The following is a 24,263-nucleotide window of genomic DNA, read 5'->3' as shown; positions in this document are numbered from 1 at the left end:
TATGCAGACGAAGCTCATCGTGACCTTGCTCTCTCCAATCCTGATCTACGGCTGCTCGACCACCGCGACGATCTCCCGTGCCAATGGAGAGTCTTTGGACGCGAAGATCCTGCGCAGCGCTCCGGGGGCCGTCGTGGTCCAGATAGACAACGGCTCGGAGCTCCGCATCCCGAGATCAGAGATCACCGACATTGACCACCCGGGTAATGGCGTCGCCGTGGTGGGAGGGCTCCTGAGCGCCTATGGGGGCCTCAACATCGCCGCGGGGGCGCCCAAGTGCAGTGAGAACGGCGGCGCGTACTGCACCGGGGTCTTCCTGCCCGCGGCCATCGGGGCTTCGATGCTCATCTGGGGCCTGTCGACCTGGATCAGCTCCACCGACGCCGCGAGCAGCCCGCCGAGCTCCGGCAGCGTGCCGAAGGTCCCGCAGGCCTCTGCCTTCGATTTCTCCCTCTCCACCCATGGAAGCGGGAGCAGCGCCGTTCTGGCGCGTTAGAGGACGCAGCTGAGTAGCAATGAGTCCCAACGGGCGGGTGCCGGATGTGGACCCGCCACAACCCAGAGGTATCTTCTTTGAGAAGCTCTATCGTGAAGCAGTGCTTGTTCTTCCTTGTCGCGCTGTCCGGCGGGGGGTGTGCCCTGACGGACCTGACCCTGCGGGCCCCGGAGGTGCCCGCGGTGGCCCGGCAGTGCACCAGCACCCGGCCGCTCGTCACCCTGGTGACGCCCCTTGAAGACAACCGTCCGCAGAAGAAGCGCTGTGGGATGAAGAAGAACAGCTACAACATGGACACGGCCGATATATTCTGTGGGGCCGAGCCCGCCCAATACCTGGCCGGGCTGCTCGCAGTCGAGCTGGACAAGGCCGGCTTCGAGGTCCGGCACACGTCCTCTCTCGCCGCCTCCGCCTCTACCGACGGGGTGCAGCTCGAGGGACAACTCCTGCAGTTCTTCGTTGAGCCCGCAGTCGGTTTCGCCACCTTTACTCCCGAGGCGGACGCCTACGTGAGGCTCCTGGCCACCTCGGCCTCGGGGCTGAAGGCCGAGCGCGACTTCTACGTGAAGTGGGAGGAGACCTCCATAGTGGGCACGGAGGACAACTTCCAGATCGCGGCGGATAAAGCCACGTCCGGGGTCGTCATCAACATGGCCCACGCCGTTCAGGAGCTCCTCGAGCGCTACCCACAGCTCAAGACGCGGACCGCCGGAAACTCCACCCAGGGACAGCCCTGCTCCTGAAGGAACGTGACATGAAGACTCTCATCAAGGCATTGCTCCTGCTGCTGGCCACTCAATCCCTCGCGTGCGAGCGCTACGTGGTGTTGGACCCTGACAAGGTCGCGCAGAAGAACAGCCAGAACTGGACGATCCAGCAGGAGCCGCAGCCTGCGCCTGCTCGGACAGGCCCCTGAGCCACCGCTCTCGATTCTTGATAGCGGTGGGTGCGCGTTGATACACATCGCCGACGGGGGAAGCTTCTGGGAGGCTTCCCGTCGGCGATATGCGCGTAGGGAAGTCTTCATTCGCTCCAGCCGTAGAAGCGGGCGCAGTTCTCCCAGAGCAGCCTTCGCCTCGCGCTCTCCGAGAGCGGGATCTCCAGCAGGCGCTCCACGGCCTGTGGGTAGCGCGAGTCCGGGTGCGGCCAGTCCGTGGAGAAGACGATGTTGTCCGCGCCCATGTGCTCGATGACGTGCGCGACGAAGTCCTCGTCCGCCTCCACCGAGACGACGCACTGCCGCCGGAAGTAGTGGCTCGGCGGTTCGGGCAGTTGCTGGTGAGAGACTCCGAGCTCGATCTCCCAGTGCTCGTCCATCCGGTGCAGCAGCCACGGGACCCAGCTGCAGTTGCCCTCGAAGAAGCCCACCCGGAGCGCCGGGTGCTTTGCGAGCACGCCTCCGCCGCAGAAGGCCATGGCCGCGTACATCATCTCCATGGAGTGGCAGGCCACGTGGCGCAGGAAGATGTTGTTGCCGAACCGGCTCCCCGCCTGTGGCAGGTGCGAGCCCACGCCCTCATGGAACACCACGGGGATGTTCAGCTCCGTGCACGCCTTCCAGAGCGCGTCATAGGCAGGGTCGTACCACTGCCGGCCGTGCACGGGGTTCGGGCGGAGGAAGATGGCTTTGAAGCCGAGCTCCTTCACGGCCCGGTGGGTCTCCCGCACGGCGTCCTCCACCGAGTGGGGAGACACCATGGCCGCGCCGAACATCCGCCCGGGAGCGCCCTTCATGTAGTCGTAGAGCCAGTTGTTGTAGGCCCGCGCCACCGCGTTGGCGAAGCCCGGCTCCAGATCATCCACGGCGAGCGCGAGCAACCCCGAGGTCGGGAAGACCACCGTGACGTCGACACCCTCGGTCTCCATCGCCTCGAGCTGCGTGTCCACCGACCAGCCGCGCCGGGAGAAGTCAGCGAAGCGAGACTGCTGGAATCGCTCCAGCGAGCGGGACTCGGGCCGCTGTTCCATGGCCTGCCGTACAGCCGTGCGCACCTGCGCCGAGGGCAGCACCGAGGGCAGCGGGCGGCCGTCCGGCCCCACGGGATCGAACCAGGGCATGAGCCGCTGCTCGAGCTCCATGTAGACGACCGCATTGCGGAAGGCGAACTCGGAGCTGCGTGGCGCTCGCTCCCGGTACCGGGGATCGATGTAGCGCTCCCATAGATCCGGTGGCTCCACACAGTGCATGTCGCTGTCGAACACTTTGTAGCCTGCTCTGGCCATCTTCCATCTCCCCGTCATCACTGACCGTTCGAGACCGAGACCCCTCGCTCCAAACGTGACGCGCGGGGCTGCTCGCTCGCTCGGGAGTCCGGCCGGAGGAAGCCGCCAATCACATCAGCGCCAAGCGAACTCGACCCCCCAGGGTGACGGCAGCGGAGCCGTCACGCGCCCAACTTCAGGACAGGGCCTCAGCACCGAGGCCCGTTGCGCGAGGGCAGCGAGACATGGACATCCACTTCGAGAAGCTGACGATTCCCGCCACCGACGGTTTCCGGCTGGCCGCCACGCTCTACTCCTCCGAGGGGGAGCACGACCGGCCCCTGGTGCTGATCAACCCGGCCACGGGCGTGAAGCGGACGATCTACGACAAGTTCGCCCGGTTCCTCGCGGGACAGGGGATGCATGTCCTCACGTATGACTACCGGGGCATCGGAGGCTCCCGCACGGAGCCGCTGAGCGCGTTGAGCGCGCGCATGGTGGATTGGGGGACTCGGGATCTCGCGGGCGCCGTGGACTGGGTGGTGGAGCAGTATCCCCACAGCCCGCTGCTCGCGGTGGGGCACAGCTCGGGCGGGCAGTTGCTGGGGATGACGGATCGCATCCAGCACGTCTCCGCCATGCTCGCGGTGGGAGCGCAGAGCGGCTACTGGCGCCACTGGGAAGGGCCGCGGCGCTACCAGCTCGCGTTCCTCTGGTACGTGGGGCTCCCCACGGCGGTGCGCCTGCTCGGCTACTTCCCCGCGAAGAAGCTCGGCCTGGGAGAGGACCTGCCGGGTGGTGTGGCTCGCGAGTGGGCCCGTTGGTGCCGCAACCCAAACTACATCTCCGACGAGCACGGGGTGCCGCTGCGCCCGTACTTCGATGACTTCTCCGGCCCGTTGCTCGGGTACAGCTTCTCCGATGATCGCTTCGCGCCTCGCGCCGCCGTGGCGGCCCTGCTCGGCTTCTACCCTCGCGCGCACAAGGAGCATCGCCACCTCACCCCGGCTGATCTGAAGGTCGACTCCATCGATCACTTCGGGTGGCTGCGGGAGAGCTTCCGTTCACCCCTGTGGGAGGAGATGGCCTCCTGGCTGCGGCAGCAGGCTTCTGAGGCTCGCCCCGCGGCCGGCGGGGTGCAGCCCGGAGCGTCACATTCTCCTGCTCAGCCCCCTGTCGTGTCATGAACCTGGCCCAAGACACTTTCATCCAGATCCTGAATCGTCATGTCTCCGATGGCAGCCTCCGCTTGGTCCTGGAGGGCAAGTCCCTCACGGCCGGTGCCAAGGAGAGAGCACCCGCGGTCACGCTCCGCATCCACGATGACCGCTTCTTCTCGCGCGTGCTGAGCCAGGGCAACCTGGGCATGGGCGAGGCCTACGTGGACGGCGACTTCTCCGTCGAGGAGGGCGAGCTCCACGAGTTCCTCACCCTGCTGCTGCGCAACCGCATTGACCGGAAGGTGAGGGGAGACCCGCGCACGGCGCTCAAGGTGCTGCGCGTGCAGCTCGGCAACAAGCTGTCGGGCGCCCAGTGGCGCTACGTCCAGCGCCACTATGATCTCGGCGACGAGCTCTTCGAGTCCTTCCTCGACGAGTCGATGACGTACTCGTGCGGCTACGCGCTCTCGCCCGAGGACTCGCTGGAGGAGCTCCAGCGCAACAAGCTGGACCGCATCTGCCGGAAGCTGGAGCTGAAGCCCGGCGAGCAGCTGCTGGACATCGGGTGCGGCTTTGGCGGCCTGCTCATCCACGCGGCCCGGCACTACGGCGTGACGGGAGTGGGCATCACCAACAGCCAGCGCCACGCCGAGCGCGGCAACGAGAACATCGCCCGCGCCGGGCTGGCCGGCCGCATCCGCGTGGAGCTGAGAGACCACTCCACCATCGACGGCCGCTTCGACAAGATCGTCAGCGTCGGAATGCTGGAGCACCTGCCGCGCAAGGAGTACCGGCGCTACTTCTCGCGGATCGCCCGGGCGCTCGCGCCGCAGGGGCTGGGGTTGGTGCACGCCATCGGCACCAGCGCGCCCACCAACACGCATGATCCCTTCATCCAGCGCTACATCTTCCCCGGCTCGGGGCAGGTGAAGCTCTCGGAGGTGGCCACGCACCTGGAGCGCCAGGGGCTCGCCATCCGCGACGTGGAGAACATCGTCCGCCACTACCACTACACGGCGAAGCACTGGCTCACGCGCTTCCAGCAGAACCAGCACCGCCTGGATCCGAAGCGCTACGACGCCGCGTTCCGCCGGCTCTGGGAGTACTACCTGCACTGCTGCGTCGCGGCGCCGCTCGCGTCGGACGGCACGGTCTACCAGGTGCTGTTCACCAAGGACTACGCGGCCCCCATGCCGCTCCACCGCGTCTGAGTCACCCGCTCCATCGCCTTCAAGCCACACAAGGAGATCACCCGTGCATCTACTGTCCGCCCTGAACCAGGAGTTCCTCGCGCGTGGTTGGAACCGCAAGCCCACGGCGCGGCTCCTCACCGAGCTGGCCTTCCACGTGACGCTCGCGCTGGGAGGCCTCGCCCTCGTGGTGGTGTCCCGGAACGTGCTGCTCGAGGCGCTCGGCGTGCTCCTCTCGACGATGGGCTCGCTGGGCGTCGCGACCAACACCCATACGTCCTCGCACTACGCCACCGCCAACCGGCGGTGGTTGAACCGGGCGCTGACCTACTTCGGCTATCCGCTCTTCCTGGGGATGTCCGCCACGTACTGGTGGCAGAAGCATGTGGCCGTCCACCACCCCACGCCCAACGTGATCGGGCTCGATGACGACGCGGACCTACTCCCCGTGTTCACGATCACCGAGAGGGATGTGGCGGAGGCTCGAGGCCTGCGCCGCTGGTGGTTCGAGCACCAGGCGCTGGCCATCTTCTTCGCCATCGCCTTCAACGCGGCCAACGTCCAGCAGACCGGAGTGCGCTACGTCATCGGCTGCTTGCGGGATCCTGCTCGCCGCAAGGCCGCCCACGTCTACGATGCGCTCATGCTCGTGGGGCACGTGGCCTTGTGGCTGGTGATCCCCGCGATCTTCTTCGGGCCGCTCGCCGTGCTGGCGCTGTACGCGGTGCGCGTGGTGCTGCTGGGCTATGCCATCTTCATCGCATTTGCTCCCGCGCACTTCCCGGAGGAGGCCGCCTTCCTGGACCGCGAGGGCAAGGGCCGAGCCGAGTACTTCCGGAAGGCCGACTACATCCTCTTGCAGACGTCCACGACGTTGAACTTCCGCACGGGCTTCTTCGGCCGGCTCTTCTGCGCGGGCGTGGACTACCAGATCGAGCACCACCTCTTCCCCGGCTACAGCCACGTGTACTACCCGGAGATGAGCCGCATCCTGAAGCGCTTCTGCGAGGAGAATGGCTATCCCTACCGCACGCTCGGTTGGAGGGAGGCGATCTGGAAGTCGCTGGTTGTCTTCAGCCGACCCAAGCCTGTCTATCCGAAGCTCGAAGCGCTGCGCGGAGCCGTGCCCGTCGCGGAGGCCCGGCGGAGCGATGCCTGGGAGTTGACCTTCGAGCAGGAAGAGGTGGCTTGAGTTCTTCGCTCTCGGGCGCGTGAGGAAACACTCCATGGTCCAGTGCCAGCACCACACTGTCGTCACCCGAGATGGCCTCCCCCTGGCGGTGACCACCTATCAGGCGGAAGCCCAGGCGCCGCGCGAGGTGGCTCTGCTGCTGTGCGCGGTAGGGGCCCGGCAGGAGAAATATGAATCCTTCGCGCGGTGGCTGGCCCGTGATGGCTGGCGGGTGGTCACCTTCGATTACCGAGGCATCGGCCACTCGGTGTTGCCGGAAGAGGCCCGGCACACCGCCTCCATGCGCGCCTGGGGTGAGCTGGATGTGACGGCCATCATCCAGTGGGCCTCCGAGCTGTTCGCTCCCGAGCGGCTCGTCGCCGTGGCCCACAGCATTGGTGGGCAGATCCTCCCGTTCTCCGAGAACCACTCGAAGCTGGGTGCGGTGGCGCTCGTCGCGTCGCAGCGGGGCTGCTGGCGGCATTGGAGTGGCTGGAAGCGCTACGGCGTGCTGCTCTTCTTCCGGCTCTACATCCCGCTGTGCTTGAGGCTCTTCGGCCGCCTGCCGCTCTCCTTCGTGGGGTTGGATGATCTGGAGCGAGGCGTCGCCGAGGACTACGCGCGCTGGGGGCTCGCGGAGCACTACCTGTGGCCCTCGGGCGAGTCGCGGTCAGCGCGCTTCTCGGGCTGCTCGTTCCCGCTGCTCGCACTCAGCTTCGAGGACGATACTTTCTACGCGCCGAGGCAAGCCGTGCAGGTGTTGCTGCACGACTACTACGTCTCCGCGCCGGCCCTCTGGTGCCATGTGGAGCACTCCCGGCTGAAGCTGCGCGGGCTGGGGCACTCGGGCTTCTTCGATTCGCAGCAGTGCCCGGAGGGTTGGTGGGAAGAAGTGTCCGGCTGGTTGCGTACGGCCTCTACGAGTTCGTTCCAGTTGCGTCGGCGCGAAGAGGGGAGTGCGCCATCTCTCGCCTCGATTGCCGTGCCCGTGTTGCGGCGGAGCCTCCCCACGCGAGAGGTGGAGGACGAGGCTCCTCAGGCTTTGGCTCCCCGGGCTGAGAGAGTGGGGGCGTGATGACAGCCATGCCGACGGAGGAACGCTCCTTCTTCGTGGAGCTGCCGAGGGCGCGCGTCCACACGCGGGTGACAGGGCAGGCGGGGAGGACGCTCGTCATCGTCCCCGACCCACCGAACTTGATCGAGCACCACCGTGAAGTCATCGAACGGCTGGCGCGGGACTTCCGTGTCATCTGCTTCGAGCTCCCTGGCTTCGGGCGCTCGGCGCTACGGGATGGGGCACGCTTCAGCCTCGAACTCCAGGTGGAGGTCATGGCCGGGCTGCTGGAGCGGCTGGCGGTGCGCCACGCCATCCTGGAGATGTCCTGCCTGGGCGCGCTGGCGGGGATGCGCCTGGCGCGCCAGCGGCCGGAGCTCGTGGAGCGGCTGGTGCTCGCTCAGGTGTCCACGCAGAGCCAGATGCAGACCTGGGCGAAGGGCACCGACGTCTGCGGGCTCATCCACACGCCCCGCGTGGGACAGGCCCTCGTGTCGCTCGGCAAGCGCTTCATCGCGCGGCACTGGTACAAGGTGGCGCTGCCCGAAGGGACCGAGGCACGGATCCGCAAGCGGTACCTCCAGCCCACGCTCCAATCCCTCCGTGAGGGCGGCTCCTTCGAGCTGGCTTCGGCGTACCAGTCTCTGCAGCGCTCCGCGGAGCTGGAGTACGGCGCCATCCGTCAACCCACGCTGCTGCTGTGGGGCCGGGCGGACCGGACGCATGAGGGCACTTCTCCCTCAGCCTTGCTCCACGCACTGCCCGACGCAAAGCTTGTCGAGCTGGACGGCTGCGGCCACTTCCCTACCCTGGAAGAAGCGGGGAAGTACGAGGAGCGATTGAGGGCCTGGGTGCGGTAGCCAGGGAGGTGCCCTCCTGGGCACGTTCATGGTCTGCTAGGGGAGGATGGGCGGCTATACCCTCATGGAGTTGATGGTCACGGTGGCGCTGCTCGCGCTGATGAGCGCTATGACCGCTGTCGGCCTGCAGCCGCTTCAGGCGCGCTTCCGCCTCCATCAGGCCACGGACGCCACCGCCCAGCTCCTGGTGCGCGCCCGTCAGCGCGCCGTTGATACCGGGCGCTGCCATCAGGTCGAGGTGCTCGCGGATGGTATCCCCGTGCGGCCGGGCGTTCCGGGCGACATGCTGAAGGTCAGCCGCCGCCGGGATGCCGACTGCGAGTCCCCCGTGGATCCGCTCGCTCTTGTCGAGGTGGAGCGCATCAGGCTCCCCGAGCGCATGCAGGTGCACCAGGAGCAGCCGAGCACGCTCGTGTTCCGCCCCACCGGGCGGATTCGGGGCGATGCCGCCTGGAGCTTCCAGGTTGGCGGCACGGACGCCTCGCGCGTCGTGGTGGCGGCGCCCAGCGGCCCCGTGTGCGTCCTCGAGGATGCAGGAGGAAGCTGCCCGTGAGGCGCTGGCGCTCGAAGCGGAGCAGGGCAGGGCACCTGCTCATGGAGGCGCTCGCGGGCGGAGTCATTCTGTCGCTGACCCTCGCGGCGCTGGCGTCTGGTGAGGTGGAATCCCGGCGAAGCCTCGCACGCGGCATCGATGATCTGGAGATGGAGCGCGCCGCGACCGAGCGGCTCGAGTTCCTGCGCGCCCAGCCCCCGAACTCTCCCGTATGGGCAAGGCCGTCCAGCGGCACCGTGCAGGGGCACCCGGAGTGGGCTTGGAGCATCGTTCCCGAGTTCGTGGAGGATCCCAATGTCCGAATGGGGTTCTCCTCGATCCATTACATGCGCGCGAAGGTCACCATCACCGCGGGGGATGGCCACTCCGTGGTGAGGGAGGTGCTGCGATGGTAGCGCGCACGTCCGCTCGCTCGCGGCGAGGCTTCACGCTCATCGAGGTGATCGTCGCCAGCGGCGTGGCGGTGATCATCCTGACGGCGATGATGGGCTACCTGGTGCACCGCTCGCGGATGGATCAGCAGGACGGGCAGCTTGCTCGGCTCAAGCAGGACGCCAGCCTGGTGCTGGGGCAGCTCGCCCGGGAGCTGCGACAGGCCGGGCTGGGGCGGCCCACGCGGGCTCGCCGGGAAGGCGATGGGGAGACCTATCCCGGACCGTTGATCGCCGCGAGCGAGACGTCGCTGGCCTTCGTCGCGGATCTCCCCCGGCCAGACGCGAGCCTCAACGGCCTGTCCGCCTTCGCCGCCAACCCGCTCAATCCGCCGCTGCCTGATCGCGGGGTGGCGCTGCTCAATGAGCTGAATGGCGGCTGTGACGTGGACGGCTCTTCACCCGCGGCCTGCCACACCGATGAGGCGTCGCTGCTGCTCACCGCCTCCGGAGTGGACTGCCGCACCTCACCTGCCTCCGCGCCGACCTGTCCCTGGGGTTTGAAGAAGTACCGGCCCGGCGAGTGGCTGGTGCTGGTGGATGGCGTGGGCCGCTGGGTGGAGCGTCAGGTGAGCTCGGGCCTCTTCGCCACGACGGGTGGCCGCACCGCCCTTCAGCTCAACGAGCGCCTACCCGCGGACTTCTTCGATGTGCCCAACCGCGGCTGGGTGGCTTCCCTGGACCGCGTGTTCTATCGACTCCAGGAAGGGGCCGTGGAGCGCAAGCAGTGCTGGAGCTCGGCGGGCAGCCCCGCCTCCGTGAACGTCCTCTCTTGTCCCTGCGGCTCCTCGACGGATGGAACATCCTGGGAGCCGCTGCTGCGTTCCGCCAGCTCCAAGGGGCTGGCCTTCCGGTACTTCGATGCACAGGGCGTCGAACTCACGACGCTGCCCTTGTCCGCCGAGGACCTCCGGCGGGTACGACGCGTGGAGGTACAACTGCACCTGAGTGGATCCGTCTCGGGAACGCCGGTGAGCTATGACACCTTCACCTCTGTCGCGCTGAGGCATTAGGAACCCCGTGTCGCCCTCCTCCTCGCGCCACCCTCGTGGCTACGTCCTGCTCGCAGTGATGCTGCTGCTCGCGGCCCTGGTGCTGCTCGTGGCGATCGCCCAGCAGCGCGCGGGAGACGAAGGTGCCACCGCGAGCTTCGAGCGCAGCGACGCCCAGGCGCGGGCGCTCGCCGAGGAGGGGCTGGAGCGCACCCGCGCGTACCTCGGAGGGTTGCTGGAGCGCGATGTGGATCTCGACCGGGCCCTGGACCCGGGCCTGGACACCGATTGCTCCATGCTGCCGTCTGTGGGGGGCGGCACCTTGGATGATCACCTGCCGCCCTTCGCGGACGGCAAGCGCGTCGTTGCCTCGTCCAGCGGCAAGGCCTACCTGCGCGTGCCTGCCAATGATGACGCGGACGGGGCGTACTTCGTGCGCATCGACGACAACGATGACGATGCGCAGGCCCCGCCCACGCTCGCCCCCGCTACGGGCAACAATCCTTCGGGCAACTGCCTGGAAGGACCTGCCCTCGGTGTCCTGCGGGACAACCCCGTGCGGGATCGGGATGGAATGGTGTGGGTCACCGTCATCGGTGTCCATCCCGGGACGAGCCTGGAAGGCAACGCCGCGCACAGCACGCTGCGGGTGCTCGTGGGGCCGGGGGATCCGGCGGGGATCGTCGCGGGCGGTACCGTGAGGATGCTGGGCTCCGCGCATACGTGCGGCCCGTTCGGCGACGTGGTGGCGACGGGCTCCATCGAGGGCGGGTGCCTCTGCGGAGCGGCATGCTCGGTGGGGCCTTTGTGGAACTCGTGCGGCTCGGGAGATGCCTGCATTGCCGAGAGTGGGGGAGCCCAGTGCACCGCTCGCTCGGGGCGGATGAGTGCGGGAGACACATGCGTCTCCGGAGTGCCGGTACCTCCGCCTCCCCGAGTGTCCGCGTGGGACGTCACCAACGCTCCCCAGGACTGCGTCGGAGCTCCCTGCCAGCCCTTCTTCTATCTGCGGTGGGACGACAAGTCGGCTCAGGCCAGGCTGTACGGGTGGAACTACGCCACCTGCCATTCGCCGCGCTCCGCGCCTCGCATCTGCAGCCCTTCGGAGTGTGCCACGTGCTGGGTGATGTTCGACGCCACCCCGAAGAAGGCTCCGATGGAGATCCACCTGTCGGACGCGGATCCAGGCCTCCAAGGCCGCACTCCCTCGCTGACCTTCTCCAGTGACAAGACGCCGCTCGTCTGGCGCGCGGATGGCGCTGGGGGGTTCACCTCGGGTGGTGCTGGCTGTGATGCGCAGGACACGGCCCTCTACCCCGATACGCTGGGGCTGGGACGGAGGGATGTGCCCAACGTCACCTTCGAGTACCTGTTGGCAGGCATGTCCGGGCGGCTCCCGCGAGGCGTCTGGTTCGTGGAGGGCAATCTTCGCTTCCGCGGTGATACGCCGGACTGCACGGCGCTCAGCGCTGTGCCCGGCTACGGCGCGAGCCTCATCGCCACCGGGAGCATTCTCCACGAGGCGGGAGCGCTCTCGTTCCCTCCGGCGAGCCCCAAGGGCTTCGTGCTGCTGGCGGGCAGGGATCTGGCGCTGCGCGGGAGCAGCTCGCGCATCCACACCTGTGGCGCCAGCGCGGTGGTGATGGTGCACGAGCAGGCCGAGCTGAACGGCGACTCGCACGTGGAGGGCCAGCTCGTGGCGGAGAACGCGTCCACCTGCTCCAGCGCGGTGTATGGCGATGCCGTCCAGATGAATGGCTCCTCGACGGTGTCCGTCCCTCGGTTGCCGCCACTGCCCGTGGGACCTCCGGTGCGTGTGCGGCTCTTCTCCGAGTCCGCGTACTGAGCGCGGGCCGGCGCCGGGTTGTGCATCGACGTGCACGCGGGCGCTGCGCACTGCGTCGCGCCGGTTCCACATGCGGGGCCGCGAGCCTGCCAAGCGCCCGAGATTGCTGGGGACTCGCCGATGGCACACCTGTTGTTAGAGGATGGGCTCATGTATTGCCCTCAATGCCAGCAGGAGCGTGTCGGCGGCCGCCAGTGCATCCTCTGCGGGAGCGTGATGACGACGCGGCCCCGCGAGGCGCTGGAGGCGGAGCTCGCTCACGTCCACTTTCTGCTCCAGGAGCTGACGCACTGGGACTCCAATGAAGTGCCCGGTGGTGCGCGGCGGTACATCTCCGAGCGTTATGAGCGGCTGGCTCGGATCCTGCTCTCCGTGTTGGCGGATGCGTCCGTGCAGGCTCCCGCAGCCGAGGCCGCCGGCTCCGAGCAGCTCGCGGCTCCGGTGGTGGTGCAGGCCGCCGCGGAAGAGGTGCCCGCGGTGCAGCCCGCGCCCGTGCCGGAGGTAGCGCAAGGGCCAATCCAAGCCTTCTTCATGGCGCCCGTGGAGGAGGTTCCCCCGGCTGCGGAGAGCCAGCGCACCGAGGAGGCCGCGGGCGCGCAGGCGCGGCAGGAGGGTGAGGCTCCGCAGGCGCAGCCCGAGCCGCTCCCCGAGGCAGAGCAGATGCTGCCTCCGGTGACCACCGAGCCGATCTTCGATGTGCCGCCGGTGCGGAGCATCGCCGCTCGCGTCGTCGAGGAGAGCTCCACTTGGAATCGCCTCTGGCGGCCCTTCCTCTACGAGAGCATCGCCTGGTTCCTGGGCGGCTTCCTCATCCTCGCGGGCACCCTGTACTTCGTCTTCGAGAGCTGGGAGGGCATGACGTCGCTCTCACGCTCGCTCGTCGTGTTCGGGATGACCGCGTTCTACTCCGGGGTCTTCTCCGCCTGGGGTGCCTTCCTGGGACGGCGGCAGGATCTGCGCAACGCGGGACGGATTCTCGGCATCATCGGCTCGGCGGTGGCGCCGCTCGCGGGCCTCGCGCTCGGGCCCACGGGCGGGATGTTCTCGCTCGAGGCGGACAGCCAGATCCATGGCGTTCAGCCCCTGCTGCTCGTTCCGCTGTTGCTGGGGTGGTCCGTCTTCTCGGCCTGGCTGGTGCGGCGGCCAGGTGACTCGCTGGATGGGGTCTCCCGGCCTCTCGTCCAGGTGGGCATGGTGGGCGCCACGATGATGATGGGGCTGGGGCCGATCGCCGCGAAGGCGGGTGCTCCGGCCCTGTGGCTGAACGCGCTGCCCTGCGTGCTCTTCTTCTTGATCTCTCGCCGGCCCACTCCGGAGCCTCGAGGGGCCGCCGCGTTTGCCTTCGCGCTGGGCGCTCCGCTCTACCTGATGGGGATCTTCGCGATCCGGCTGCACGTGGCGCTCGTGGCGGCGGGGACTCCTCCTTCGGTGGGCACCTACGCCCCGTTCATCGCCTTCCTCCTGGCGACGTGTCTGGCCTTCCGTGAGCTGCGCGAGGAGCAGGCGGCGGATCCGCTCGCCATCACCGTGGCGGCGCTCCAGGTGGGGTGCCTTGTCCTCGCCGGCTTGGGGGCTGCTCCGGCCTTCTTCGTCACCTCGGCCGTCTTCACTTGGACGATGTACCGGCTGTCGCTCGGGACGCTCCCGAGGCTGCGCTGGCTCTATCCCGCGTACTTCGGGGCGTACCTCGCCTATGGCTCCAGCAGTCAGCTCATTCCGGGCTTCATGAATGCGCTCTTGCTGAGCATCAAGGCGAAGCTCGGCTACACGTCGACCGAGTCCCTGCCGTTGCAGTTCGGAGCGCTGACCGCGCTGCCCTTCGTCCTCGTGGGCGTGGTGCTGGCGTCCCGGCTGATGGCGCGCTCGGAGCGCGGTGGGGACGGGCGCCAGTTGGGAATTGCGGAGGTGCTGCTGCGCTGCACGGCGGCGGCCAGCGTGCTCTTCGTCCTGCTGGCCCACATGGGCCCGGACCATCGCCCGGCGCTCTGGAGTGCCCTGGCGCTGGGCATCCTCTGCGTCTTCAGTGGCCTGTGGTTCGAGCGCGTCTATCTCTCCTTCGTGGGAGCGCTCGTGACGCTGGCCTTGCCCTTCGCGGCTTATTCGCTCGTGGGGCCGGCGCAGGCGTCCGTGGCGTGCGGTGTGGCGGCGTTGCCGTACGCGGTCCTGGCCAGCCTGTGCTCCCGCACCACCCGGAACATCTTCAGCGGGGCGGTGGGGGTGCTGGCGCTGGCGGGCTTCCTCATGGGCATCACCTCGGACGCTGGGGCGACGGGGGCGCTCGGGGTGGCGCTCTCGGGCGTGGCCGCGCTCCTGGCGAGCTGGGCGCTGGCGGATCCGTGGCTGCTGGCGCTGGCGGGCTTTGTCGTCGCCGCCGCCCTGCCCAAGCTGGTGGCCGCCTACGTGCCGATCCATGTAAGGACGCTGGAGGGTGCATCTCCCGCCATGGCCGCCGCGGCGCTGGCGCTTGCGGTGCTGGGCGAGCGCAAGGGGCTGCTGCGGCTGCTCGGCGTGTCTGGCATCGTGTACGCCTTCCTGGCCGTGGGCGTGGCGACGGCGATGCAGAACCCCGCGCTCGGCGTCATCCTCCTGGCCTCCGCGGCGGCGGTGGCGGTGGCCTCGCTCAGCTTCCCGGCGATGCGGCCCTTCGCGGTGATCATCGCGGGGTTGGCGCTCCTGCCTCCCTGGCATGGCCTCTTCACTCCGTGGCAGGGGATGTCGCCTGAGCTCTCCGTGGCGCTGATCATCTTCTGGGGGCTGGGCGCGTCGCTCGTCGCCGCTCGCTGGGGACGGAGCGCGAGCACCACCACCGCGGGCTTCGTGGCCCTGCTGACGGTTGCCGTCCCGGTCATCGTGGCGCATCGCTGGGATGATGACTCCGTGTTGCTGCTGGGCGCGGCGCTGGCCTCGCTGCTCACCGCTCGCGCCTTGCCCGCGTCCCTCAGCATCATCTTCGCCGCTGGGTATGCGGCGCTGGGGCTCGCTCCGTACCATGAGGGGTTGCTGGGGCTGGCGGCGGCCCTGAGCGCCATCGCGCTCTTGGAGGAACTGCCCGCGGTGGTCTCCGTGCTAGCGGGGGGGCGGCGCTTCGCGCTCGCGGCGACCTTGTGCTCGGCGTTCATTCTCGGGGTGGGCCTGGTTCCCTGGGGCCACAAGCCCGTGGCGCTCCTGATGACGGCGACCCTGGTGCTGCCGCTGCTGTGGACTCGCGCCAACCGTCAGCCGTTCTTCATGGCGCTCGGGGCCTTGTTCACCGCGGCGGCCATGCTCGTCGTGAAGCCCGTTCCCGACTTCGCGCCCGCGCTGCCGCTGCTCGCGCTCCTGATCGTCCGCGCCGTGGAGCATCTGCCGGGTGCGCGCTCCCTGCTGCTGGGCAGGGCGGCGGGGGAGGGGCAGGCGCTCGCGCTCACCGAGTGGATGCAGGGGACTCTCACCTTGGTGGGGGTCGGGATGCTGGTGGAGAACAGTGGCCCCGTGCCCGTGAGCGTGCTCGCGGTGGCGCTCGCGCTCATGCCAGGCCTCCTGCCTGCGCTGCGTGTGGGGCTGGCGACGCTGATGCTCGCCTTCGTCCCCGAGGCCCGGCCCGTGGCGGCGGTCGCGCTGCTGGCGCTGGGCGTGTTCGAGTACCACCGCCCGGCCATGCTCGCGGCGTTCTTCCGTGGCCCCGAGGACTCGACGCTGCGGCCCGTGGTCACCGGGGGCGCGCTCTGCCTCACCGTCGTGTCCGCGCTCATTGCCCCGACTCCGGGCGCTCTCGCCGGTGTGGCGGGAGTGCTCTTCCTGGCGGCGTTCCTGCTGTCCTCGCGCTGGCTGCTCACCGCGTCCGTGCTCGCGCTGGCCGTCACGTCGCTCGGTAAGACGGGGACGTACGCGTTCCTGGAAGCGCGGCCCCTGTCGGCGCTCGCCTTCGCGGGTGTGGCGCTCGCCGCCGCGATTCTGTCCGCCCTGTGCCAGTCGGGCCGGGTGCAGCGCACGCTCTCGGCCGCCGCAGCGAAGGTGCTCCCGAGCCTCGAGGACACCTGGAGCGAGCCGCTCTGGGTGGGTGGGGCGCTCACGCTCGGGGGCCTGGTGGCCTATCTCCTGATTGATCGCGGCGCTGGCTCGTTGCCGATGGCCGTGGCGGTCCCCGCGGGCCTCGCCGCGCTCGTGCTCATGGCGACGCGCCAGGGGTGGATGGCCTATGTCGCCATCGCGCTGCTGGGAGCGGTGCTCGTGGCCACGGTTCCGCCCGAGTGGCTCCCGGTGGTCGTCAGCGGAACGGGGCTCGCCCTGTGCCTGGCGGGTACGCAAGTGGAGGAGCGTGGCTTCAACGTGGGCCGCGCGCTGCACCACGGCGGGTGGATGCTCTCGCTGCTGGCGCTCGGGGGCCTGGACAGCATGAAGCATGTGAGCACTCCGCTGAGCTTCGCGCTGGCCACCGGGGCCGCGTGGGCCGTCGTCCACCGGCGCCGCGAGCGCGAGGTGGTGGGCTGGCTCGCCACGCTCGTCTTCTCTCACGTGCTGGTCATGTATCTGGGCGTGAAGTTCTCCCACGGCCAGGGCAAGGAGCTCATCCTTCCGCACCTGGGCGCGCTCACCGCGGTGCTCGCGACGGTGGCGCTGGCTGTGGCCGGAGAGAAGGTGCGCCGGGCCGTGGGGCACCTGTTCGCTTCCGTGGCGCTGCTCGAGGTGCTCGTGGGCCTGGTGCTCGTGGACGGCACGCAAGGGGCGGTGCGGGAGGGGCTCGTGATGGGGGCGGGGCTCACCGTGCTGCTGGTGGCGCTGGTGCGCCGCGCGGCCCGCGAGGAGGACGAGCTCTCCGCGTCCTTCGCCCAGGCCACCGTCGCGCTGGGCTACCTCGGCGCCCGGCTGCTGGGCATGGGCGTCTCGGGGCTGAATGGGACGGACAGCCTGGTGGCGCTCGTGGGCGGCGCGTTCTTCTCCGGGCTCTATGTCTTCGTGCAGCGCGAGGGCTCGGGGCTGCCCGCCTTCCGCCGGCCCGCGCTGCTGGGCGCCTTCCTCTTCCCGCTGGCGGGCCTGCTCACCGCGCCCTGGAGCGAGCCGCTCTACGCCGCCGCCCTGCTCGTGGGCCACGCCGCGCACTTCGCCGCGCTCGCCACGCACCCGTCGCGCCGGGGCATCGCCTCCCTGGCCTCCGTGGTGGCCTTCAACGCGGCCCTGCTCGTCGTCTGGGCGGGCACCGGCGCGGGCCAGCCGCAGTACTACGTCATCCCCGCCGGCCTCTCGCTGCTGGTGCTGCTGAGGGTGTTCCGGGAGTCGCTCGAGCCCGAGACGGCGGCGAAGCTGCGCACTGGCGCGGTGACGATCATCTACGTGGCCGGAGCCTGGCAGCCGCTGATGTTCAGCGACTCCGGAGGGATGATGCTCTGCGTGCTCGTGTGTTTGCTCGGAGTGGCAGCGGGCATCGCGCTGCGCATCCGCTCCTACGTGTACCTGGGCAGCGCGTTCCTGGTGACGTGCATCGTCGCCAACCTGGCGCGCTTTGGCATGAGGGACCACCGGGTGGGCGCGGCGTTCCTCACGCTGCTGGGGCTGCTGGTGGTGGGCTTCATGGTGGTGCTGAGCGCCTACCGCGAGCGGCTGCTCCTGAGGTACGCGCGGGTGCGCTCGCTGCTGTCCACGTGGGAGGGGTGACGCTGCCGCGCCTGTCCCGGAGGCGGGATGGATTTGATGAACCGGCCTCTCTGGTCGTATGGAGGCGGTATGCGAATCCTCATGCTCGTGGGTGTCCTGCTGTTGATCCCTGGCTGCGTGGTCGTTCCGGCTCGGCGGGGCCTGCCGCCACCGCCGCCTCGCCAGATGACGTACAACGAGGCCGTGAACCTGGGTTACGGGTACTGCCGCTCGCATGGCTACGAGTGCCGACTCCAGGATGCCCACATGACGGGCAACAACGTCTGGAAGGTGAAGTTCGACGCGTTCGCGCCCGGTGCCAAGGGCCATGTGCACCTGGACTACGACGCCTACTCGCGCTCGCTGCTCCGGGTGGACGAAAAGGTGAAGGCGAAGGGGAACCGGGACGACGACGATGATGACCGGGGTGAGCACGGCCGGGGCCACGGCTGGGGGCACGGCAAGCACGGCGATTGAGGCGAGAGGGGAGGCGGGCTGAGCACGGCACGCTCTTCGCGTGCCTCTTCTGAGGCACGCGGGAGTGCCGGAGTCTGTCACGCGGCATGTCTGGCACAGCGGCACGACGCATGTCTACTCATTGAGTAGGCTGCGAGGCGGGCGGAACGGGCCGTCCTCTGCAGGCCGAGGCATACGATGCCGGACGCACTCACTCCTGACTCGCTCAGACCTGGGGACATGGTGGGGCCCTGGCGGATCGAGGGCTATGCCGGGCGTGGCACGTACGGCGTGGTGTATCGGGCTCGGCGCGCGAGCCGCCCGGGCTCTGTCCCCGTGGCGCTCAAGCTGGCACTGTTCGCGTATGACCCGCGATTCCTGAGAGAGGCGGAGCTGCTCTCGCGCACCCATCATCCCGCCATCCCGGAGTTGGTGGATCGGGGCTGGTGGCATACGGATGAAGGGCGAGGGCACCCTTATCTTGTCATGCAGTGGATCGAGGGGAGGCCGCTGTACGAGTGGGCGCGGGTGCACGAGCCCACCTCACGTCAGGTGCTCCAGGTGGTGGCGCAGGTGGCTGGGGGCCTTGCTGTGTTGCACATGTCGGGGGGGCTGCATCGGGACGTCAAGGGAGACAACATCCTGGTGGAGCCCGAAGGCCGAGCCTTCCTCATGGACTTCGGCTCTGGCACCTGGGCTGGAGCGCCTCCGCTTACCGAGAGCCTGATGCCGCCCGGCACTCGTGAGTACCGAGGTCCCGAGGCGCTGCGCTTCCAGTGGAAGCACCTGCGGGAGCGGGGCGTTCACTACGAGTCGCGCACCTATGACGATCTCTATGCGCTGGGAGTCAGTGCCTACCGGTTGGTGACGGGCTGCTACCCACCTCCGGGGACGGATCCGGAAGCGCGAGAAGATCCGATTCGCGAGCCCCCGCCGCCTCGGGAACCGCCTCAGGCGCTCAACGCGCGGGTGATACCGGAGCTGGCGGTCCTCATCGAGCGGATGTTGGCGGCAGGGCCCGAGGCGCGAGGCTCGGCGCGCGAGATCGCCGAGGCCGCGGAGCTTGCGGCGGAGCGTGCGGGACCCGAGGCGGATGTTCCGTTGGTGGGGCGTCGGCAGCCTCCGGTGGCTGGCGTGGAGCAAGCTTCTCCAGAGCGTGAGAACGCGCCCGTGCGCGTACTGACGGAGTCACCAGGTGAGCGCTGGAGAGTGCGGGCCCGACTCTTGGTGGCTGCCGTGGGGCTGGTGCTGCTGATGGTCGGAATCTGCTGGAGGGGCGACAGCCCACGTGTCCAGTCCTCCCAGTTCGTACAGGCTGAGGAACTGGACGAGGGGCTGGAGGAGGATGGCGGGATGGTGGGAGTAGGCGATGCCTCGGTGACCGTACGGGTGACCTCTGAAGATTCGTCTGCTGTGCCAGGGGCGCTCACCGTGCAAGTGCCTGACGAGCCGCTTCCGGGGCAGATGCGCGCTCCCTGCCGACGGCGCGGAACGGTCGCGATCAAGGGAGGGTGCTGGATACCGTGGCTCACGCTGACCCCGCCGTGTGGCGACGGCGCATACGAGTGGAAGGGCGCATGCTTCTGGCCCATCACCGAGCGGGCACAGCCACCACCTACCTCCAAGAAGCCACAGTAGTGCTGCGCTCCTGGCGTGATGGGAGACGTGGGTGACAAGGCCCACCGGAGGGGCTCTTGAGAGAAGAGCCAGCCCCGAGTAGCAGGCAGGGAAGCACCTCCACTGCTCTCGCTCTCACGGACTTCCCATGCGCGTCCTGTTCACGCTGTTTCCCGCCTACGGGCACTTCCACCCGCTGGTCCCGCTGGCCCGTGGGCTCCAGCAGGCGGGACACGAGGTCGCCTTCGCCACGGCGGCATCCTTCCGCAAGGCGGTGGAAGGCAACGGCTTCCGCCACTTCGCGGCGGGCAGCGATCAGGCCACGTTGCTGAGCGACGAAGACATGAAGTCGCGGACCGAGCGGATGATGCGCGCCACCCCCGAGTCCCAGCAGCGGCACGTCGCGGACATGTTCGTGGGCCAGTTCGCCTCGCGCATGGTGCCGGACTTGATCCGGGTGGCAGCCGAGTGGCGTCCGGAGCTCCTCGTGCGGGAGATGATGGAGTTCGGGGCCTGTGTTGTCGGCGCGCACCTGGGCATTCCCTGCGGCACCATCCAGGTGGGGGCTGGGCGGCCCCAGGGGTTTCGGAATGAAGTGATGACTCAGCGTCTGGATGAGTTGCGCGCCACGTTGGGACTGCCGCCGGACCCGAAGCAGGAGATGCTCTACCGCTACCTGCACCTGTGCTTCGCGCCCGGTTCCTACCTGGGCAACCCGCCGCTGACTCCGACGACGCACTACCTGAAGCCGGCGATCTTCGATCAATCCGGCGACGAGCGGTTGCCGGCCTGGGCCGAGCAGCTCGGCGCCAGCGGGAGGCCGGTCGTGTATGCGACGCTGGGCACGGTCTTCAACAAGGTGCACAAGCCGCTGCACACCATCCTCGCGGCCCTGCGCGACGAGCCGGTGGAGTTGGTGATGACCGTGGGGCGGGACCAGGATCCGGCGGTGTTCGGGGCGCAGCCGCCGCACATTCACGTGGAGCGCTACATTCCCCAGACGCTCCTGTTCCCCAAGTGCACGATGGCCATTCTCCACGGGGGTTACAACAGCGTGACGTCCGCGCTGAGCCATGGGCTGCCGCTGGTGATCGTGCCGATCGCCGCGGATCAGCCGATCAACGCCCAGAGCTGCCAGGAGCTGGGTGTGGCGCGCGTGGTGAACCCCCTGACGATGACTCCGGAGCAGCTCCGGGGCGCGGTGCGCGAGGTGCTCACCACGCCTTCGTACCGGGAGGGCGCGCTGCGCTTCCAGCGGGAGGCCGAGCAGCTGCCAGGTCTCGAACATGTGGTGAAGCTGCTCGAGAAGCTCGCGGCGGACAGGAAGCCTCTGTTGGCAGTGGCCTAGTTTCAGAGCTTCAAGGCCGCGTCAGCTGGACTTTTATCGGTAGCGGGCTGGAGTGGTACGATCTGCTGATGCAGAACGCCAAGCGGAATTCCCTTGCTACAGTGGAGATTGTCCGTCTCTCGCGGAGGGTGCTGGTCGAGACAGTTCGTGCCCTCCAGAACTTTGGTTCTGAGGGTAACGAGGGGCTCGTTCTCTGGGTAGGGCTCATCGAGGACGCGGTGGCCACAATCCAGGGCACTCTTATTCCCCCGCAGGAGTCGATCCGATCAGAAGAGGGTGTCGGGTACTTCGTCACGACAGAGACCCTGTTTTCTCTCAATCGCTTCCTCAGCGAGAAGCGCCTTCGGTTGATTGCTCAAATCCATAGCCATCCTACCGAGGCGTATCATTCGGAAACAGATGACCGGTATGCCATCGTTACGACCGAAGGCGGCTTCTCGCTCGTTGTTCCTTATTTCGCCCGAACGGCGCACACTCTGCCTGAATGGGCCATATATCGGCTTCGCAATGCGCAGTGGCTTGAGATTCCTGTCAAAGATACGCAGAGAATTTTTCAAGTGGTTGACTGACTTGGAAAAATTACAAAGCAGAGGTCATTCCATTTGGAGGTGGCTGCAACACCGATCGCCACTTCTTGTGAAAAACCTCTTGGTACGTCGAGTCTTCGCAGATACAGCCACTCACTCGATTGCGATGGTGAACCCACGTAGTGGGAGGCCAACTCAAAACATCTAACCACTGAATCAGAGGTTGCTGCTGGCTATGGGCGTTGAGGGACGGCGTCAAGCGCTTCACAAGCTCGGCAGCCATGAAAACACCAGCTAGCACGGACTGATGTGCCAATGGGAGCGCCTCCAAGCGTCCACGCCCCTGCAGATCCAACCGCACAGAGCCACAGATAACCCCGGTGTAGATCTCTCTGAGCCGCTTGCCCCGCCACTCTTCCATCTCGCTGGGGTTGAGCCCCAGATGCCGCGCTATCCGTGCCAAGTCCTCCGGTGCAGGGATCCCGTCACGAATCCACAACTCCTGCGTCCGATGGAGTTCCAGGCCGAGGGCCTCTGCCACCATGTCAGTCTGACTCGGCATCACGTTAGCAGGCTGGTACAAGCAAGCAAGGCATGCATTCTTGTTATCGAATACGTGCCAGGACGCTCCCAGCCCACTGTCACTCGTATAACCATTGAGGACCAACCGAGGTAGAAGTGCCTGCACGGCCCGCCTGCCGTCCTTCGTGTCCACCGCAACGCAGACCGTGGGTATGGAGAAGCCACCCTTGAAACGGTCGGCGAAGCCCTCCAGCGACTCCTTGCACAGATGGCGCTGTAGGTCGGTTTTACGAAGTGTCGCATCCGCAAGGTCCACCTTTGCCCTGCCTTCATCCGCATCCATCCCCAGCACGTATCGCTGGAGGTTGGAAACCTCCAAGGGCTGGGGATCTACGAGCCACATCTCGCCAGTGAGCGAGGCGTGGCGGCCCAGTGCCCACAGCGCCCCATTGCCAACAGCGCCAACGCCCACCAGAGCTACTTGTCCAAGGTTCACAGTCCCCAAGGGCTCGTTCTCGCCCGACAAAGTGCTGAAGTCAAGGAGCGACAGGTTTACCTCCCGGGGCTCTCGGTGTTTCGGAAAATGCTCGTGGAAGATGATGCGAAACACTTCCCCAGCGGCGAGTGAGGCTGTGGCGGCCGAGGAGTAAGGGTTGACCGGGCCTGCTTTATGCTGCGAAGGCTGCAATAAGACGCGAGCTACCCACCCATCCGCGCGAGCATAGAGCGTATGCGGCCGGGAGGATTCTCCCATACCCACGACTACTGTTACGGTGCTGTTCTGAGCCTCCTCAGTGGTGATGCGTGGGTTGATGGAACGAGCGATTCCCAGCAGGTGCTCCCGTATGGCTGGGTCTGCTTCAATGGCTAAGCGGGGATAGAGCCGAGCTAGGAGGTTGACGAGTAGTTCGGCAATCCAGCGGGAGTTGCCCTCCGCAGTACAGTCCACGCCACAGACGACGCCCACCACGTGGTTGGCCAACGCTGTCTCCAAGGTTTCGGGCGAGACGCTCAGCGCGCGGCCAGTTGCTGCCAGGGTGCGATTGAAGAAGCGTGCTAGCGCCATGGGTCACCTCTGCCCAAGGGGTTGTGGCTCCCACCTCAACTGGCAGGAAGCAGGGGGCATGAACAGGATGTGTGGGTAGGCTTGCTGAATACAGGTGAGCCATACCAACGAGAGCAGGTCGAAAAGGCACTTGTGGCCGCGGTACAACATCCACTCATCCCCGGTGTGCTGAGGGTGCTCATGATACTCGCGCGTCCCGCGCAAACACAGGAACGGGTGCTTCGTGTCCGGGTGTTCATCCAAGAGGACACGGAGCGCCTTGCCGTTCTCGTCAACAGTGTGCCCAACAGGTAGCTCGTTGTACGGCAAGAGGTTCCAGGTCCATGGATCCCGGAAGGTGATGGACGGGGCGCGTTGGTCGTAGTCGTCCATCAGAACCCTGACACCGAAGGCGCGCCCAGCGAGTGATCTACACTCGATGGATCCCATCTCCATGCTGGAACCTCTTGGTTGGACGATGAGTCCACCCACCCGTTGCATAGGGAGGGCTACCCGCAGAGGAGTTTGAGGCAGGAAGACAACATCCACATCCGGGTAGGACACCCGTTGTACCCAGCAACCACGCTTACGGAGCGTCTCCGCCTGCGAGTCGAGATGTCGGACTTCTTCTTCAAACTTCGCGCGACTGACGGCTGGTTCGATTCGCATGGCTTCCTACCGCTTGGGCGCAACCTCTTTGTGGGCCAAGCCCGAAGCTCCTAGGGTTTGGCCCCACGCTTGGCCTGAAGAATCTCTGCTTTCCACTGCGCGAGGGTGGAGAGAGGACTCACCCGCCCGCGCCCACCGCCAGCGACAGGAACAGTTTGGGCGGTTGGGTGCCGGGCATGAAGCCCAGGCTCTCGAGCGTTGCGGTAGGGGGGATCAATACGCCCTGCTCGCTCCGGATCTCCCAGTCCTTGGAGGGGCGGGAGGCGTTGCCACTCTCCTGCAGTGCCTTGTTGCGCACCGCGTCAAGGGTCTCGTGGGTGTTGACGTGGTGCAGCACTACGTCTTCGCCAGCGACGACGAGGACGAGGTTAATGAAGATGTTTTCCTGGGTCATCGGGTTTTCCTAGAAAATAGCCAGCGCCCGCTGGCATTGTTGTACGCTGAGGATGACTACTGCCGTAGGATTCCTCTGACAAGCTGCCCTACCTGTTGCATCTATCTGAGGATCACGAGA

At 67.4% G+C, this 24,263-nt stretch carries 21 protein-coding genes; 17 read left to right on the top strand and 4 right to left on the bottom strand.

Going from position 1 to position 24,263, the window contains the following annotated elements; all coding sequences use genetic code 11:
* The first annotated feature begins 1 nt into the window (after position 1).
* The 3 genes from ACJ8AT_RS28335 (at position 2) to ACJ8AT_RS28325 (ending at position 1,412) form a co-directional block, all read left to right on the top strand.
* A complete protein-coding gene (locus ACJ8AT_RS28335) occupies positions 2-496 on the top strand; it encodes a hypothetical protein (RefSeq protein WP_407741011.1) in 495 nt (164 codons plus the stop codon).
* Between the two features lie 92 nt (positions 497-588).
* The gene (locus tag ACJ8AT_RS28330; RefSeq protein ID WP_407741010.1) at positions 589-1,239 is read left to right on the top strand and encodes a hypothetical protein; all 651 of its coding nucleotides are present in this window, start codon (positions 589-591) and stop codon (positions 1,237-1,239) included.
* Between the two features lie 11 nt (positions 1,240-1,250).
* Positions 1,251-1,412, top strand: coding sequence for a hypothetical protein (locus ACJ8AT_RS28325; protein WP_407741009.1), 162 nt, complete (start codon positions 1,251-1,253; stop codon positions 1,410-1,412).
* Positions 1,413-1,519: 107 nt separating this feature from the next.
* Here ACJ8AT_RS28325 and ACJ8AT_RS28320 read toward each other — a convergent pair whose 3' ends face one another.
* Positions 1,520-2,719: an amidohydrolase family protein gene (locus ACJ8AT_RS28320; RefSeq protein WP_407741008.1), complete on the bottom strand. Its 1,200-nt coding sequence runs from the start codon at positions 2,717-2,719 to the stop codon at positions 1,520-1,522.
* A 224-nt stretch (positions 2,720-2,943) separates the two neighbouring features.
* On the opposite strand from ACJ8AT_RS28320, the gene ACJ8AT_RS28315 reads away from it, so the two are divergent.
* The 14 genes from ACJ8AT_RS28315 (at position 2,944) to ACJ8AT_RS28250 (ending at position 21,555) form a co-directional block, all read left to right on the top strand.
* On the top strand, positions 2,944-3,885 hold the full coding sequence (locus tag ACJ8AT_RS28315; protein ID WP_407741007.1) for an alpha/beta fold hydrolase: 942 nt from the start codon (positions 2,944-2,946) through the stop codon (positions 3,883-3,885).
* Positions 3,882-5,069, top strand: coding sequence for a class I SAM-dependent methyltransferase (locus ACJ8AT_RS28310; RefSeq protein WP_407741006.1), 1,188 nt, complete (start codon positions 3,882-3,884; stop codon positions 5,067-5,069). Before ACJ8AT_RS28315 ends, ACJ8AT_RS28310 begins: the two co-directional genes overlap by 4 nt.
* Positions 5,070-5,112: 43 nt before the next feature.
* Complete coding sequence (locus ACJ8AT_RS28305) at positions 5,113-6,240, top strand: fatty acid desaturase family protein (protein ID WP_407741005.1); 1,128 nt, start codon at positions 5,113-5,115, stop codon at positions 6,238-6,240.
* 34 nt (positions 6,241-6,274) lie between these two features.
* On the top strand, positions 6,275-7,294 hold the full coding sequence (locus tag ACJ8AT_RS28300; RefSeq protein ID WP_407741004.1) for an alpha/beta fold hydrolase: 1,020 nt from the start codon (positions 6,275-6,277) through the stop codon (positions 7,292-7,294).
* Positions 7,295-7,302: 8 nt separating this feature from the next.
* Positions 7,303-8,133 (top strand): alpha/beta fold hydrolase, encoded by an 831-nt coding sequence (locus tag ACJ8AT_RS28295; protein ID WP_407741003.1) that lies wholly within the window; start codon positions 7,303-7,305, stop codon positions 8,131-8,133.
* Positions 8,134-8,179: 46 nt separating this feature from the next.
* Positions 8,180-8,686 (top strand): Tfp pilus assembly protein FimT/FimU, encoded by a 507-nt coding sequence (locus ACJ8AT_RS28290; RefSeq protein ID WP_407741002.1) that lies wholly within the window; start codon positions 8,180-8,182, stop codon positions 8,684-8,686.
* On the top strand, positions 8,683-9,081 hold the full coding sequence (locus tag ACJ8AT_RS28285; protein ID WP_407741001.1) for a hypothetical protein: 399 nt from the start codon (positions 8,683-8,685) through the stop codon (positions 9,079-9,081). The genes ACJ8AT_RS28290 and ACJ8AT_RS28285 overlap by 4 nt, the downstream gene beginning before the upstream one ends.
* Complete coding sequence (locus tag ACJ8AT_RS28280) at positions 9,075-10,130, top strand: PilW family protein (protein WP_407741000.1); 1,056 nt, start codon at positions 9,075-9,077, stop codon at positions 10,128-10,130. The genes ACJ8AT_RS28285 and ACJ8AT_RS28280 overlap by 7 nt, the downstream gene beginning before the upstream one ends.
* A gap of 7 nt (positions 10,131-10,137) precedes the next feature.
* On the top strand, positions 10,138-11,955 hold the full coding sequence (locus tag ACJ8AT_RS28275) for a hypothetical protein (protein ID WP_407740999.1): 1,818 nt from the start codon (positions 10,138-10,140) through the stop codon (positions 11,953-11,955).
* A gap of 216 nt (positions 11,956-12,171) precedes the next feature.
* Positions 12,172-17,586, top strand: a complete 5,415-nt coding sequence (locus ACJ8AT_RS28270; RefSeq protein ID WP_407740998.1) for a hypothetical protein — start codon at positions 12,172-12,174, stop codon at positions 17,584-17,586.
* A 69-nt stretch (positions 17,587-17,655) separates the two neighbouring features.
* Positions 17,656-18,042 carry a hypothetical protein gene (locus ACJ8AT_RS28265; protein WP_407740997.1) on the top strand — a complete coding sequence of 129 codons (387 nt, stop codon included), beginning with the start codon at positions 17,656-17,658 and terminating at the stop codon, positions 18,040-18,042.
* A 177-nt stretch (positions 18,043-18,219) separates the two neighbouring features.
* Positions 18,220-19,659 carry a serine/threonine-protein kinase gene (locus tag ACJ8AT_RS28260; protein ID WP_407740996.1) on the top strand — a complete coding sequence of 480 codons (1,440 nt, stop codon included), beginning with the start codon at positions 18,220-18,222 and terminating at the stop codon, positions 19,657-19,659.
* A 127-nt stretch (positions 19,660-19,786) separates the two neighbouring features.
* Complete coding sequence (locus ACJ8AT_RS28255; protein WP_407740995.1) at positions 19,787-20,986, top strand: glycosyltransferase; 1,200 nt, start codon at positions 19,787-19,789, stop codon at positions 20,984-20,986.
* 68 nt (positions 20,987-21,054) lie between these two features.
* On the top strand, positions 21,055-21,555 hold the full coding sequence (locus ACJ8AT_RS28250) for a Mov34/MPN/PAD-1 family protein (protein ID WP_407740994.1): 501 nt from the start codon (positions 21,055-21,057) through the stop codon (positions 21,553-21,555).
* A 10-nt stretch (positions 21,556-21,565) separates the two neighbouring features.
* On the opposite strand, the gene ACJ8AT_RS28245 is transcribed toward ACJ8AT_RS28250, so the two are convergent.
* The 3 genes from ACJ8AT_RS28245 to ACJ8AT_RS28235 all read right to left on the bottom strand — a co-directional run bounded on the left by ACJ8AT_RS28245 (position 21,566) and on the right by ACJ8AT_RS28235 (position 24,143).
* Entirely contained in the window at positions 21,566-23,101 is a 1,536-nt protein-coding gene (locus tag ACJ8AT_RS28245; RefSeq protein ID WP_407740993.1) for an E2 ligase fold family C protein, read from the bottom strand.
* Between the two features lie 3 nt (positions 23,102-23,104).
* Positions 23,105-23,536, bottom strand: a complete 432-nt coding sequence (locus ACJ8AT_RS28240) for a putative metal-binding protein (RefSeq protein ID WP_407740992.1) — start codon at positions 23,534-23,536, stop codon at positions 23,105-23,107.
* 331 nt (positions 23,537-23,867) lie between these two features.
* Positions 23,868-24,143, bottom strand: a complete 276-nt coding sequence (locus tag ACJ8AT_RS28235) for a DUF2604 domain-containing protein (RefSeq protein ID WP_407740991.1) — start codon at positions 24,141-24,143, stop codon at positions 23,868-23,870.
* Positions 24,144-24,263: the final 120 nt, after the last annotated feature.

Source organism: Hyalangium sp., assembly GCF_045802625.1.
GTDB lineage: Bacteria > Myxococcota > Myxococcia > Myxococcales > Myxococcaceae > Hyalangium.
The sequence above is the reverse complement of the archived record's forward strand: the minus strand, read 5'-3'. Positions and strand labels throughout refer to the sequence as shown.

What these genes read in the sequence shown, in the direction of transcription:
- ACJ8AT_RS28335 (WP_407741011.1), top strand. Translation starts at nt 2, where the DNA reads ATGCAGACGAAGCTCATCGTGACCTTGCTCTCTCCAATCCTGATCTAC.
- ACJ8AT_RS28325 (WP_407741009.1), top strand. Translation starts at nt 1,251, where the DNA reads ATGAAGACTCTCATCAAGGCATTGCTCCTGCTGCTGGCCACTCAATCC.
- ACJ8AT_RS28320 (WP_407741008.1), bottom strand. Translation starts at nt 2,719, where the DNA reads ATGGCCAGAGCAGGCTACAAAGTGTTCGACAGCGACATGCACTGTGTG.
- ACJ8AT_RS28315 (WP_407741007.1), top strand. Translation starts at nt 2,944, where the DNA reads ATGGACATCCACTTCGAGAAGCTGACGATTCCCGCCACCGACGGTTTC.
- ACJ8AT_RS28310 (WP_407741006.1), top strand. Translation starts at nt 3,882, where the DNA reads ATGAACCTGGCCCAAGACACTTTCATCCAGATCCTGAATCGTCATGTC.
- ACJ8AT_RS28300 (WP_407741004.1), top strand. Translation starts at nt 6,275, where the DNA reads ATGGTCCAGTGCCAGCACCACACTGTCGTCACCCGAGATGGCCTCCCC.
- ACJ8AT_RS28295 (WP_407741003.1), top strand. Translation starts at nt 7,303, where the DNA reads ATGCCGACGGAGGAACGCTCCTTCTTCGTGGAGCTGCCGAGGGCGCGC.
- ACJ8AT_RS28290 (WP_407741002.1), top strand. Translation starts at nt 8,180, where the DNA reads ATGGGCGGCTATACCCTCATGGAGTTGATGGTCACGGTGGCGCTGCTC.
- ACJ8AT_RS28280 (WP_407741000.1), top strand. Translation starts at nt 9,075, where the DNA reads ATGGTAGCGCGCACGTCCGCTCGCTCGCGGCGAGGCTTCACGCTCATC.
- ACJ8AT_RS28270 (WP_407740998.1), top strand. Translation starts at nt 12,172, where the DNA reads ATGACGACGCGGCCCCGCGAGGCGCTGGAGGCGGAGCTCGCTCACGTC.
- ACJ8AT_RS28265 (WP_407740997.1), top strand. Translation starts at nt 17,656, where the DNA reads ATGCGAATCCTCATGCTCGTGGGTGTCCTGCTGTTGATCCCTGGCTGC.
- ACJ8AT_RS28260 (WP_407740996.1), top strand. Translation starts at nt 18,220, where the DNA reads ATGCCGGACGCACTCACTCCTGACTCGCTCAGACCTGGGGACATGGTG.
- ACJ8AT_RS28255 (WP_407740995.1), top strand. Translation starts at nt 19,787, where the DNA reads ATGCGCGTCCTGTTCACGCTGTTTCCCGCCTACGGGCACTTCCACCCG.
- ACJ8AT_RS28250 (WP_407740994.1), top strand. Translation starts at nt 21,055, where the DNA reads ATGCAGAACGCCAAGCGGAATTCCCTTGCTACAGTGGAGATTGTCCGT.
- ACJ8AT_RS28245 (WP_407740993.1), bottom strand. Translation starts at nt 23,101, where the DNA reads ATGGCGCTAGCACGCTTCTTCAATCGCACCCTGGCAGCAACTGGCCGC.
- ACJ8AT_RS28240 (WP_407740992.1), bottom strand. Translation starts at nt 23,536, where the DNA reads ATGGAGATGGGATCCATCGAGTGTAGATCACTCGCTGGGCGCGCCTTC.
- ACJ8AT_RS28235 (WP_407740991.1), bottom strand. Translation starts at nt 24,143, where the DNA reads ATGACCCAGGAAAACATCTTCATTAACCTCGTCCTCGTCGTCGCTGGC.